The organism is Streptomyces poonensis (assembly GCF_014650915.1).
Taxonomy (GTDB): Bacteria; Actinomycetota; Actinomycetes; order Streptomycetales; family Streptomycetaceae; genus Streptomyces; species Streptomyces poonensis.
The window spans coordinates 215,050-226,725 of record NZ_BMVW01000015.1 but is presented as its reverse complement, the minus strand read 5'-3'; the positions used below and the strand labels follow the sequence as shown (position 1 = coordinate 226,725).

13 protein-coding genes and 1 riboswitch are annotated in these 11,676 nt (G+C 71.8%); of the genes, 7 read left to right on the top strand and 6 right to left on the bottom strand.

Features of this window, described 5'->3' with window-relative positions; genetic code table 11:
- On the top strand, positions 1 to 882 hold an 882-nt coding region (locus tag IE242_RS29575), incomplete at its 5' end, for a 3-deoxy-7-phosphoheptulonate synthase (RefSeq protein ID WP_189864644.1).
- A 165-nt stretch (positions 883 to 1,047) separates the two neighbouring features.
- Positions 1,048 to 1,302, top strand: a complete 255-nt coding sequence (locus tag IE242_RS29570) for a (2Fe-2S)-binding protein (RefSeq protein ID WP_189864642.1) — start codon at positions 1,048 to 1,050, stop codon at positions 1,300 to 1,302.
- Between the two features lie 3 nt (positions 1,303 to 1,305).
- On the opposite strand, the gene bfr is transcribed toward IE242_RS29570, so the two are convergent.
- Complete coding sequence (gene bfr / locus IE242_RS29565) at positions 1,306 to 1,824, bottom strand: bacterioferritin (protein WP_189864640.1); 519 nt, start codon at positions 1,822 to 1,824, stop codon at positions 1,306 to 1,308.
- Positions 1,825 to 2,010: 186 nt separating this feature from the next.
- Here bfr and IE242_RS29560 point away from each other — a divergent pair, with 186 nt between their 5' ends.
- The gene (locus tag IE242_RS29560; protein ID WP_189864638.1) at positions 2,011 to 2,676 is read left to right on the top strand and encodes a sulfite oxidase-like oxidoreductase; all 666 of its coding nucleotides are present in this window, start codon (positions 2,011 to 2,013) and stop codon (positions 2,674 to 2,676) included.
- 69 nt (positions 2,677 to 2,745) lie between these two features.
- Here IE242_RS29560 and IE242_RS29555 read toward each other — a convergent pair whose 3' ends face one another.
- The 5 genes from IE242_RS29555 to thiO all read right to left on the bottom strand — a co-directional run bounded on the left by IE242_RS29555 (position 2,746) and on the right by thiO (position 7,917).
- The gene (locus IE242_RS29555) at positions 2,746 to 3,615 is read right to left on the bottom strand and encodes a deoxyribonuclease IV (RefSeq protein ID WP_189864636.1); all 870 of its coding nucleotides are present in this window, start codon (positions 3,613 to 3,615) and stop codon (positions 2,746 to 2,748) included.
- Between the two features lie 42 nt (positions 3,616 to 3,657).
- Positions 3,658 to 5,565: a Stk1 family PASTA domain-containing Ser/Thr kinase gene (gene pknB / locus IE242_RS29550; RefSeq protein ID WP_189864634.1), complete on the bottom strand. Its 1,908-nt coding sequence runs from the start codon at positions 5,563 to 5,565 to the stop codon at positions 3,658 to 3,660.
- 145 nt (positions 5,566 to 5,710) lie between these two features.
- The gene (locus IE242_RS29545) at positions 5,711 to 6,505 is read right to left on the bottom strand and encodes a thiazole synthase (RefSeq protein ID WP_189864632.1); all 795 of its coding nucleotides are present in this window, start codon (positions 6,503 to 6,505) and stop codon (positions 5,711 to 5,713) included.
- Positions 6,506 to 6,508: 3 nt separating this feature from the next.
- A complete protein-coding gene (thiS, locus tag IE242_RS29540; RefSeq protein WP_189864630.1) occupies positions 6,509 to 6,709 on the bottom strand; it encodes a sulfur carrier protein ThiS in 201 nt (66 codons plus the stop codon).
- A complete protein-coding gene (gene thiO, locus IE242_RS29535) occupies positions 6,706 to 7,917 on the bottom strand; it encodes a glycine oxidase ThiO (protein WP_189864628.1) in 1,212 nt (403 codons plus the stop codon). Before thiO ends, thiS begins: the two co-directional genes overlap by 4 nt.
- A riboswitch (TPP riboswitch) is annotated at positions 7,915 to 8,026 on the bottom strand. (Overlaps the previous gene by 3 nt.)
- 171 nt (positions 8,027 to 8,197) lie before the next feature.
- On the opposite strand from thiO, the gene IE242_RS29530 reads away from it, so the two are divergent.
- From IE242_RS29530 to metF, 4 genes are all read left to right on the top strand, one after another.
- Positions 8,198 to 9,424, top strand: coding sequence for an NAD(P)/FAD-dependent oxidoreductase (locus IE242_RS29530; protein ID WP_189864626.1), 1,227 nt, complete (start codon positions 8,198 to 8,200; stop codon positions 9,422 to 9,424).
- Positions 9,425 to 9,482: 58 nt separating this feature from the next.
- Positions 9,483 to 9,848, top strand: coding sequence for an Rv2175c family DNA-binding protein (locus tag IE242_RS29525; RefSeq protein ID WP_189864624.1), 366 nt, complete (start codon positions 9,483 to 9,485; stop codon positions 9,846 to 9,848).
- A 93-nt stretch (positions 9,849 to 9,941) separates the two neighbouring features.
- Positions 9,942 to 10,589 (top strand): thiamine phosphate synthase, encoded by a 648-nt coding sequence (thiE, locus tag IE242_RS29520; RefSeq protein ID WP_189864622.1) that lies wholly within the window; start codon positions 9,942 to 9,944, stop codon positions 10,587 to 10,589.
- Between the two features lie 123 nt (positions 10,590 to 10,712).
- The gene (gene metF / locus IE242_RS29515; RefSeq protein WP_189864620.1) at positions 10,713 to 11,636 is read left to right on the top strand and encodes a methylenetetrahydrofolate reductase [NAD(P)H]; all 924 of its coding nucleotides are present in this window, start codon (positions 10,713 to 10,715) and stop codon (positions 11,634 to 11,636) included.
- Positions 11,637 to 11,676: the final 40 nt, after the last annotated feature.

The window sequence follows — 11,676 nt, the reverse complement described above, 5'->3', positions numbered from 1 at the left end:
CGCCTGAAGCGGATGTACCACGCGTCCGCCTCGACGCTGAACCTGGTGCGCGCCTTCACCACCGGCGGCTACGCCGACCTGCGCCAGGTGCACGCCTGGAACCAGGACTTCGTGCGGTCGTCCCCGTCCGGGCAGCGCTACGAGCAGCTCGCGCGCGAGATCGACAACGCGCTGAACTTCATGCGGGCCTGCGGCACCGACCCGGAGGAGTTCAAGACCGTCGAGTTCTACGCCTCGCACGAGGCGCTGCTGCTCGACTACGAGTCGGCGCTGACCCGCGTGGACTCACGCACCGGGCAGCTGTACGACGTCTCCGGCCACATGGTGTGGATCGGTGAGCGCACCCGGCAGCTGGACCACGCGCACATCGAGTTCGCCTCGAAGATCCGCAACCCGATCGGCATCAAGCTCGGCCCGACGACGACGGCCGAGGAGGCGCTGCAGTACATCGAGCGCCTCGACCCCGAGCGGGAGCCGGGCCGGCTGACCTTCATCGTCCGGATGGGCGCCGACAAGGTCCGCGACAAGCTGCCCGAGCTGGTGGAGAAGGTCACGGCGTCCGGCGCGGTGGTCGCCTGGGTGACCGACCCGATGCACGGCAACACCTTCGAGGCGGCCTCCGGGCACAAGACCCGCCGCTTCGACGACGTGCTCGACGAGGTCAAGGGCTTCTTCGAGGTCCACAAGGCGCTCGGCACCCATCCGGGCGGCATCCATGTGGAGCTGACCGGCGACGACGTCACCGAGTGCGTGGGCGGCGGCGACGAGATCTTCGTGGACGATCTGCACCAGCGGTACGAGACGGCCTGCGACCCGCGGCTGAACCGCAGCCAGTCGCTGGACCTGGCGTTCCTGGTCGCGGAGATGTACCGGGACCAGTAGAGGGCCCACAGCGGGCTCAGGGCCGAGACAAAGGGGCGCGGATCACACGATCCGCGCCCCTTTGCACTTTTGCACATCCTCAGTGGCGGGTAAGGTTAGGTTTGCCTCACCGATCAGTCCGGGCCCTTGGCCGATCGCCTTCGGTTCCCTCGGTACGGCACGACCATGGAGCCCCGTCGGGAGGTGGACCGCGTGTTCGTCTGCAGCTGTTTCGGCGTGACCGAGGAGCAGGTGAAGCAGCATGCGGAAGCCGGTGCCTGCACGCCTCGGCAGATAGCCTCCGCCTGCAAGGCCGGCACCGACTGCGGCGGCTGCGTCAGGCGCATCCAGGCGCTGCTGGGACGCGGCGCCTGCCCTCGCCGGCAGCTGATCGACAGGGGCCGGCCCCCTCTCGCGGCGGAGCTCCCCGAAGCCGCCTAGCGCCTAGGGAGTGCGGAAGCCGTGCGTCCCGGGCCCTGAGGGGTCGGGCTGGGACTGCTCGATCACCGTCGAGATGTACAGCGCCTCGCCGAGCTTCTCGATCAGCTCCAGCTGGGTGTCGAGGTAGTCGATGTGGTGCTCCTCGTCGGCGAGGATCGCCTCGAAGATGTTCGCGGACGTGATGTCGTTCTTGTTCCGCATCACCTCCACGCCGCGCCGCAGCCGGTCGATCGCCTCCACCTCGATCTCGCGATCGGCCTGGAACATCTCCGTCACCGACTGTCCCACGCGGACGTGGAAGAGCCGCTGGTAGTTGGGCAGGCCGTCCAGGAGCAGGATGCGGTCGGTGAGCAGCTCGGCGTGGCGCATCTCGTCGAAGGACTCGTCGCGCGTGTACTTGGCGAGCTTCGTCCAGCCCTTGTGGTCCTGCAGCTTCGAGTGCAGGAAGTACTGGTTGATCGCCGTCAGCTCGGCGGTGAGCTGCTCGTTGAGGAATTCGAGGACCTCGGGGTCGCCCTGCATCGCTTGCGGCTCCTTCCGGAAGGGGGGAGTGGCGGGTTGCGCCGCATCCTTGCACCGCCACGGAGGACCGTCCAGTAAGTGCATACTTAGTAAGTAAGTGCATGCTTAGTCCGCTTAGTCGGGTTTATCCTGAAATCGCAGTGGGCCGGGTCATCTCCACCGTTCCGTGTCTGTCAGGATGGAGATATGGGTCAGCCGGTGGAACGCGAATCTGGAGCTCGTACATCTGGAGATCGCGCCTCGGACGGCGCGACGCCGCGGCCCGAGCTGCCGCCGGGGCAGCGGCTCCAGCGCGGCTGGCCGGTCACCCACTACGGACCCGTCCCCAAGTTCCGCCCCGAGCGCTGGGACTTCCGGGTCTTCGGCGCCACCGCGGACGGCGAGAAGCACAGCTGGACCCACGAGGAGTTCACCGCTCTGCCGTACGCCACGGTCACGGCCGATCTGCACTGCGTGACGAAGTACAGCATGCTGGGCGCCGAGTGGGGCGGCATTCCGGCCCGTACGATCCTGGACATCGCGCCGCCCGCGCAGGGCGTCACCCATGTGATGGTCTGGGCCGAGTACGGGTTCAGCTCCAACCTCCGCCTCGACGACTTCACGTCCGAGTGCACGATCTTCGCGACCCACAAGGACGGTGAACTGCTCACCGCCGAGCACGGCTTCCCGCTCCGGCTGATCGTTCCCCACCTGTACGCCTGGAAGGGGCCCAAGTGGGTGCGTGGCGTGGAGTACATGACCGCCGACCGCCGCGGCTTCTGGGAGGAGCGGGGCTACCACAACATCGGCGACCCCTGGCGGGAACAGCGGTACTCGTACCAGGAGGAGCCCGGGGACGGCCCCGAGCTCTGAGCCCCGGGTACGCACATCGGGGACATCGAGGACACCGGGGACACCGGGGACACCGGGGACACCGGGGACTCAGTCGTCCCTGAGCTTCTTCAGTCGCTCCACGTCCGCCGCGTGCCCCGCCTGCCCGCCGGGCGTCTCGATGATCAGGGGCACGCCCTCGGTGGCGGGGTGGGTCATCAGGGCGCGGAACGGGTCCTCGCCGATGTGGCCGGAGCCGATGTTCTCGTGCCGGTCCTTGTGGGCGCCCACCACGTCCTTGGAGTCATTGGCGTGGATCAGCTTCAGCCGGCCCTCGCCGACGGTGTCCGCCAGCAGGTCGAGCGTCTGGTGCATGCCACTGGGCCCGGTCAGGTCGTGGCCCGCGGCGAAGATGTGGCAGGTGTCCAGGCAGACGCCCAGCTTCGGGTGGGCGTCGAGCGCCTCGAAGTACGGCCCGAAGTCCCAGGTGCGCGAGCACAGGGAGGCGCCCTGGCCGGCGGTCGACTCCAGCAGCAGATACGGGTCGTCGTCGTGCGTCAGCTCGTCCAGCAGCGGCAGCATGTGCTCGCGGACCTGCGCCAGCGCGACGGAACGTTCCCGTCCGCCGGTGGCGCTCCCGGTGTGCACGACCACGCCCAGGGCACCGATCTCCCGGGCCCGGCGCAGTGAGTGCCGCAGTGAGTCGACGGACCGCTCGACCGTGGCCTCGGTGTGCGAACCGAAGTTGATCAGGTACGGCGCGTGCACGTACGCGGGGATCGCCTCGTCCGCGCAGGCCTGGCGGAACGCCTCGTCCTGCTTCGGGTTGCCCGGGGGCGTCGCCCAGCCGCGCGGGTTGGCCACGAAGACCTGGACGGTCTCCGCCTTCAGCTCGCGGGCGTAGGAGAGGCCGACGGAGTGGAGGCCGCCGGCCACGGGGACATGGCCGCCGACGGGGTTGCGAAGGTACGTGCTGCTCACCCCTCAAGGGTGACATGCGCGGGCACCGTGCTCCGGCCCCGGTCAGCCGATCTTGATGGTGATCGTCGACCCCTTGGGCGCGGTGTCGCCGCCGTCGACCGACTGGCTCTTCACCTCGTCGCTGAAGAAGCCGAGCAGCCCCCGGTCCTCCTTCACCTCGAAGCCCGCGTCCTGGAGCTTCTCCTTGGCCTCGTCCGCGCTGTCGCCCACGACGTCCGGGACCTCGATCATCTCGGGGCCCTTGGAGACCGTCAGCGTGACCGTGTCGCCCTCGGCGAGCTCCTTGCCCTCGCCCGGGGACTGCGCGGCGACCTGGCCCTCGTCGAACTCGGAGTGGACGCGCCCCTCGGCGATCCGCACCTCGAGACCGGCGTCCTCCAGCTGCTCGGTGGCGTCCTCCACGGAGGTGTCCGTCACGTCCGGCACCTCGATCGGGGCGCCCTTGCTCACGGTCAGCGCGATCGCCGAGCCGGACCGGCGCTCCGTGCCCGCGTCCGGCTTCGTGGCGATCACGGAGCCCTTCGGGACGTCCTCGCTGAACGCGCGCGTGACCATGCCGGGCTCCAGACCCGCCTTCTTCAGCCGCGCCTTCGCCTCGTTCAGCCCGACGCCCTCCAGGCCGGGCACCTTCACGGTCTCGGGGCCCCGGGAGATCGTCAGTGTCACCGTGCCGTTGTCGCGGATCCGCTCGCCCGGTTCCGGGTCGGTGCTGATCACGTTGCCGCGGTCGATGGTGTCGCTGTACGCGCGCTCGACGCCGACGTCCAGCCCGGCGGCCTCGATCCGCTCGCGCGCGTCGGCCTGCGGCTGGTCCAGCACCGCCGGGACCTTCGTGAACTGGCCGGAGTTGATGTACCAGAGGCCCGCCCCGACGCCGAGCACCAGCAGCACCGCGGCGACGGTCGCGAGCAGTCCGCGCCGGGGCGCCCTCCCGGTCCGCCGGGACGCGGCCGGCGGGGTCTCCAGCAGGCTCGTACGGTGCAGCCCGTCGTCCGCCGGCCCGGGCCGGGGCACCGTCAGCGCGCGCGGGATCACGCTCGTGCGGTCCTCCGCGTTGTCGTGCTCCGCGGAGGTCGCCCGCGGGGGCACCGCGTCCAGCTGCTCGTCGCTCAGACCGGCCCGCGCCCGGCGCGTGCGGGCGAGCAGCTCCACGGCGTCGTGCGGGCGCAGCCCGGGATCGCGGGCGGTCGCCGACGCCACCAGCTCGTCCAGTCCGGGCGCCAGCCCTGGCACCGCGGCCGACGGCGGCGGCACGTCCGTGTGTAGCGCCTGGTAGAGCACCTGGGCGGGGGAGTCCCCGGCGTGCGGCTTGGTGCCGGTGAGCATCTCGTACAGGACCACCCCGCACGCGTACACGTCGACCCGGGTGTCCGCCGTGCCGTGCTCCAGCTGCTCGGGGGCGAGGTAGGAGACGGTGCCGAGGACCGCGCCCGTCGTGCTCGTGACCGTGTCCACGGACCGTACGAGCCCGAAGTCGGCCACCTTCACCCGGCCGTCGTCCCCTATCAGGACGTTCTCCGGCTTCATGTCCCGGTGCACGAACCCGGCGCGGTGCGCGGCGCCGAGCGCGGCGAGCACCGGCTCCAGGATGTCCAGCGCGGCCCGCGGCTGGAGGGCGCCGCGCTCGCGCAGCACGTCCCGCAGGGTGCACCCGGCGACGTACTCCATCGCGAGGTAGACGTACCGTCCGTCCGTGCCCTGGTCGTAGACCCCGACCACGTTCGGGTGGTCCAGCCGCGCCACCGACTTGGCCTCGCGGATGAACCGCTCGACGAACATGCCGTCGGCGGCCAGCGTCGGGTGCATCACCTTGAGCGCGAGGACGCGGTCGAGGCGGGTGTCCACGGCCCGGTAGACCGTGGCCATGCCGCCGACCGCGATCCGCGCGTCGACGCGGTAGCGGCCGTCGAGCACCTGGCCGACGAGCGGGTCCTGAAGGGTCGTGTCCACGCAGGTGAGTGTACGAGCCGCCACTGTCGGCCCCGGGGGCCGCGTGGTCCGGGGGACGGAATGAAGCAGACCTGTGACCGTTGCGCGACGGCTGCGGACCCCTGACGGACGGCGGAACCGTGTGGTACGCGCGACCGCCCCGCGGTCAGAACGCGGGGCGCTCGGGATCGAACTGCGCGCGGCCCTCCGCCGGGGACGACGCCTCCGCGAAACGGCGCCGAGGAATGCGCCCCGCACGGTACGCGAGCCGGCCCGCCTCCACCGCGTGCCGCATGCCCTCCGCCATGAGCACCGGCTCCTGGGCACGGGTCACGGCCGAGGCGAGCATCACGCCCGCGCAGCCCAGCTCCATCGCGAGCGCCACGTCGGAGGCCGTACCGGCGCCCGCGTCGAGGATGACCGGCACGCGCGCGTGCTCCACGATCAGCTGGAAGTTGTGGGGGTTGCGGATGCCCAGCCCCGATCCGATGGGCGAGCCGAGCGGCATGATCGCCGCGCAGCCCACGTCCTCCAGCTTCCGGGCGAGGACCGGGTCGTCGTTGGTGTACGGCAGCACCGTGAAGCCGTCGTCGACCAGGGTCTCGGCGGCGTCCAGCAGCTCGATCGGGTCGGGCAGCAGGGTGCGCTCGTCGGCGATGACCTCCAGCTTCACCAGGTCGGTGCCGAGGGCCTCGCGCGCGAGGCGGGCGGTCAGCACGGCCTCGCCCGCGGTGAAGCAGCCCGCGGTGTTGGGCAGCAGGCGGATGCCCAGCTTGTCGAGCACGGACAGGACCGAGCCGTGGGACCTCGGGTCCACGCGGCGCATCGCGACCGTCGTCAGCTCCGTGCCGGACGCCACCAGGGCGCGCTCCAGGGTGTCCAGGCTGGGCGCGCCGCCCGTGCCCATGATCAGCCGAGACGAGTAGGTCGTACCGCCGAGGACGAAGGGATCGTCGGCCATGGGTCAGCCTCCTTGGACTGCGGTGAGGACTTCGACGCGGTCCCCCTCGGAGAGGGAGGTGGACGACCACTGCGCGCGCGGGACGACGGTTTCGTTGAGGGCGGCGGCGATGCCGGAGGGCGCCGTGGTGAGGGTGCTCACCAGCGCGTCCAGCGCGGTGCCCGGGGCGATCTGCCGGTGCTCGCCGTTGACCGAGATGTTCATGCGGGCTGCTCCGAGAGTGCGGTGTCCGGGCGTGCGGCCTTGGCGAGCCCGGTGTCCGACGGTGCGGTGCCGGCGAAGCGCCGGGGCGTGAAGTCGCGGGCCACGTCCGGGAGCCCGCCGGTGGTGAGGACGTGCGCCATGACGTCGCCGGTGACCGGGGTCAGGAGCACGCCGTTGCGGTAGTGGCCGGTGGCGAGGACCAGGCCGTCGAGGGCGGTCGGGCCGAGCAGCGGCGCGTTGTCGGGGGAGCCGGGGCGTAGTCCCGCGCGCGTCTCGGTGAGCGGCAGCTCGGTGATCCCGGGGACCAGCTCGTGCGCGTCCCGCAGCAGCTCGTACACCCCGCCCGCGGTCACCGTGGTGTCCCAGCCGAGCTCCTCGCTGGTCGCGCCGACGACGAGTTCGCCGTTCTCGCGCGGCACCAGGTAGACCTGGCTGCCGCGGACCACGGCGCGCACGGTCCGGCTCAGGAACGGCGCGTACCGCGGCGGCACGGCCAGCCGTACCACCTGCCCCTTCACGGGCCGTACGGGCGGCAGGGCCTCCTCGGGTATGCCCGCCAGCCGCCCGCTGAGGCTGCCCGCGGCGAGCACGGTCTGCCCGGCGGCGAGCTCGGTGCCGTCGGCGGCCCGCACCCCGGCGGCCCGCCCCCGGACGACGGTGAGCTCCTCGGCCCACACCCGGTGGAAGACCACTCCGGCGCGCTCGCAGGCGGTGACGAGGGCCTTCGCGAGGCGCCTGGGGTCTATCTGGTGGTCGCCGTCGACCCGCAGCCCGCCGCGCACGCCCGGTGCCAGCATCGGCTCCAGCCGGCGGCACTCGCGTCCGCTCAGCCACTGCGACTCCAGGCCGGACCGGATCTGGAGGGCGTGCAGTTCCCGCAGGTGGGCGCGGTCGTCGGCGTCCAGCGCGACCGCGAGGGTGCCGCACTGCCGGTAGCCGAGGTCCTGGCCCGCCGCCTCGCCGAGCTCGGCGGCGAAGGCGGGGTAGCGGCGCGCGGACTCCAGATTCAGCCCGAGCAGGGTCTCCTCGCCGTAGTGCAGTTCCGTGACGGCGGCCAGCATCCCGGCCGCCACCTGCGCGGCTCCGCCGCCGGGCGCCGGGTCCACCACGGCCGTGGCGAGCCCGCGCTGCGCGGCCCGCCAGGCCGTCACCAGCCCGATGATCCCGCCTCCGAGCACAAGGACATCTGATGCGCGTGTACGCGACATGGGCGTCCAGCCCCTCCCTTCGCCGGCATGACCCGGATCAGGTTCGTACGGTCGGAGGCCGCCAGCCTCCCTCTCAGCCCGGTGCGTCCGGGCTCCCGCGAGTGTTCTACCGTGGCCACCCTAGCCCGCGGCGTTCCGGACCCGTAAGGGAGCCTCCCCCGTCCGGAGGCCGGTCCGAAGGCCGGTTCCCGGCATCGGACGGGGACGCGGAGAGCGGTGTGGGACAGGCCACGGGCCGTGGCCGCTGACTGACAGGGTGTCAGGTGTCTAAGGTGATCAGGTGAGCGAGCAGACGCAGACACCGGGGCGGACGGCGCGGCAGGTCGTCGTGGTGGGCGCGGGCATGGCCGGGGTGCAGACCGCCGTCGCCCTGCGCGAACAGGGGTTCACCGGCGGTGTGACGCTGATCGGCGCCGAGCCCCACCAGCCGTACGACCGGCCGCCGCTGTCCAAGGCCGTCCTGCTCGGCAAGGCCGAGGGCTCCGCCTTCGACATCGACTTCGACGCGCTCGGCATCGAGCTGCGACTGGGTCGAGAAGTGCTGGGTGTACGCCCCGAGGACCACGAACTCGACACGGCCGAGGGCCCCGTCCCGTACGGCGTCCTGGTCGTCGCGACCGGCGCGGAACCGGTCCGGCTGCCGGGCGCGGAGGGCGTGCCCGGCGTGCATCTGCTGCGCACCCTGGACGACGCGGAGCGGCTGCGGCCCGTGCTGGCCCGGCAGCACGACGTCGTCGTGGTGGGGGCGGGCTGGATCGGCGCGGAGTTCGCGACGGCCGCGCGCGAGGCGGGCTGCGCGGTCACGGTCGTCGAGGCCGCGGACCGCCCGCTCGCGGGCGCCCTGCCCGCCGAGGTGGCGGCGCCGATGGCCGGCTGGTACGCGGACGGCGGGGTCACCCTGCGCACCCACGCGCGCGTGCGGCACGTCGAGTCCGGGGCGGTGGTCCTGGACGACGGCTCACGGGTGCCGGCCGGCGCGGTCGTGGTGGGGATCGGCGCGCGTCCGGCGACGGCCTGGCTGGAGGGCTCGGGGATCGAGCTCGGCTGCCACCGCGAGGTGGTGGCCGACGACCGTCTGCGCACCTCGGTGCCCGATGTGTACGCGGTGGGCGACTGCGCATCCTTCCCCTCGGGCCGGTACGGCGAGCGCCTGCTGATCCACCACTGGGACAACGCCCTCCAGGGCCCCCGTACGGTCGCGGCCGACATCATCGGCGAGACCCCTGTGGCGTACGACCCGGTCCCGTACTTCTGGTCGGAGCAGTTCGGCCGCTTCGTGCAGTACGCCGGGCACCACGAGGCGGCCGACGCCACGGTGTGGCGCGGCGACCCGGCGGGTGCGGCCTGGACCGTCTGCTGGCTCCGCGAGAACCGCCTCGTCGCTCTCCTGGCGGTGGGCCGCCCCCGCGACCTCGCCCAGGGCCGCCGTCTCGTCGAGGCCGGCACCCCGATGGACGCGGCCCTGCTGGCGGATCCGTCGAGGCCCCTGAAGACGGCCACGCTGTAGGAGCGCGCCCGGGGGTGCGCGGCTGTCACCCCGGCCAGGGGCATGGCAGGCTGGTTCCGTGACCGAGATTGACGCAAAGATCGATGTTCTCGTCCCCGCGTGGCTGACCCTGCCCGACATCGCCGAGCACCTCGACGTCGAGGTGACCCGTGTCCGGCAGCTGGTCAAGGAGGGCCAGCTCATCGCCGTACGCCGGGGTGAGAACCGCGCGCTGCACGTCCCCGCCGCCTTCATCGACGGGGACAAGGTCGTCAAGGGCCTGGCGGGCACCTTGACGCTCCTGAGGGACGACGGCTTCACGGACGAAGAGATGCTGGAGTGGCTCTTCACCCCCGACGACAGCCTGCCCGGCACCCCGGCCCAGGCCCTGAGCGAGAATCGCGGCACTGAGGTCAAGCGCCGCGCCCAGGCGCTCGCCGTCTGAACCTGATCATTCACCGTCCGGCGTACGGGCGGGACCGGGCCACGGGACGGCCCGGTCCCGCCCGTACGCCACTGACATGGGGGGAGCACCACCATGCCCGACTCCGCGCGACAGCAGCTCGCCGACGCCCGCCTGTACCTGTGCACGGACGCCCGTACGCGCCAGGGCGACCTGCCGGAGTTCCTGGACGCGGTCCTGGCCGGCGGCGTGGACATCGTGCAGCTGCGTGACAAGGGCATGGAGGCCGCCGAGGAACTCGAGCACCTCCAGGTGTTCGCCGATGCCTGCCGCCGCCACGGCAGGCTCCTGGCCGTCAACGACCGCGCGGACGTGGCCCACGCCATCGGCGCGGACGTCCTGCACCTCGGCCAGGGTGACCTGCCCGTCCCCGCCGCCCGCGCGATCCTCGGCGACGAGGTGCTGATCGGCCGCTCCACCCACGCCGAGGCGGAGGCCGACGCGGCCGCCGTCCAGGAGGGTGTGGACTACTTCTGCACCGGCCCCTGCTGGCCCACTCCCACCAAGCCCGGCCGTCCGGCCCCCGGCCTGGACCTGGTCCGGTACACGGCCTCCCTGGGCACCGACCGCCCGTGGTTCGCCATCGGCGGCATCGACCTCGCCAACCTCGACCAGGTGCTGGAGGCGGGCGCCCGCCGCGTCGTCGTCGTACGGGCGATCACGGAGGCCGACGACCCGGGGGCGGCCGCCGCGGAGTTCGCGAAGCGCCTGCGTGCCCTCTGAGGCGCGTCCTCTGAGGAGTGTGAGGCGCGTCCTTCTGTCCGAGGGATGGACAGTGAACCGGCAAATCGGACAAAAGGTCTGGCTCTGGTTGGGGTGTCGCCCTGGCGTGGCTAACCTGCCCGTATGGCCCTAGGAACCGCCTCCACCAGGACGGATCGCGCGCGCACCGTGCGCGACATGCTCACGTCCGGCAGGACGACGTACTCGTTCGAGTTCTCGGCGCCGAAGACGCCCAAGGGTGAGCGGAACCTCTGGAACGCCCTCAGGAGAGTCGAGGCGGTCGCCCCCGACTTCGTCTCCGTGACCTACGGGGCGGGCGGCTCCACGCGCGCGGGCACGGTCAAGGAGACCCAGCAGATCGTCGCCGACACCACGCTGACCCCGGTCGCCCACCTCACCGCGGTGAACCATTCCGTCGCCGAGCTGCGCAACATCATCGGCCAGTACGCCGACGCCGGGATCCGCAACATGCTCGCGGTCCGCGGCGACCCGCCCGGCGACCCCATGGGCGCGTGGGTGCCGCACCCGCAGGGGCTGACGTACGCGGCCGAGCTCGTCCGGCTGATCAAGGAGTCCGGCGACTTCTGCGTGGGCGTCGCCGCCTTCCCGGAGATGCACCCGCGCTCCACGGACTGGGACACCGACGTCACGCACTTCGTCGACAAGTGCCGTGCCGGTGCCGACTACGCGATCACCCAGATGTTCTTCCACCCCGAGCCGTACCTGCGGCTGCGCGACGCCGTCGACGTGGCGGGCTGCACGACCCCGGTGATCCCGGAAGTGATGCCTGTGACGAGTGTGAAGATGCTGGAGCGGTTGCCCCAGCTCAGCACCGCCGCCTTCCCGGACTCCTTGAAAGAGCGGATCCTCACAGCAAAAGACGATCCTGCCGCTGTACGCTCCATTGGCATCGAGTTCGCGACAGAGTTCTGCGCGAGGCTGCTGGACGAGGGTGTCCCCGGACTGCACTTCATCACGCTCAACAACTCCACCGCGACGCTCGAGATCTACGAGAATCTAGGTCTGCACCACCCACAGCAGACCTAGACGCCTGGACCGCGTACGACGAGGGACAAGCGGCCACGGC

Coding starts and splice junctions, on each gene's coding strand:
- IE242_RS29570 (WP_189864642.1), top strand. CDS start 1,048: ATGGAGCCCCGTCGGGAGGTGGACCGCGTGTTCGTCTGCAGCTGTTTC.
- bfr (WP_189864640.1), bottom strand. CDS start 1,824: ATGCAGGGCGACCCCGAGGTCCTCGAATTCCTCAACGAGCAGCTCACC.
- IE242_RS29560 (WP_189864638.1), top strand. CDS start 2,011: ATGGGTCAGCCGGTGGAACGCGAATCTGGAGCTCGTACATCTGGAGAT.
- IE242_RS29545 (WP_189864632.1), bottom strand. CDS start 6,505: ATGGCCGACGATCCCTTCGTCCTCGGCGGTACGACCTACTCGTCTCGG.
- thiS (WP_189864630.1), bottom strand. CDS start 6,709: ATGAACATCTCGGTCAACGGCGAGCACCGGCAGATCGCCCCGGGCACC.
- thiO (WP_189864628.1), bottom strand. CDS start 7,917: ATGTCGCGTACACGCGCATCAGATGTCCTTGTGCTCGGAGGCGGGATC.
- thiE (WP_189864622.1), top strand. CDS start 9,942: ATGCCCGACTCCGCGCGACAGCAGCTCGCCGACGCCCGCCTGTACCTG.
- metF (WP_189864620.1), top strand. CDS start 10,713: ATGGCCCTAGGAACCGCCTCCACCAGGACGGATCGCGCGCGCACCGTG.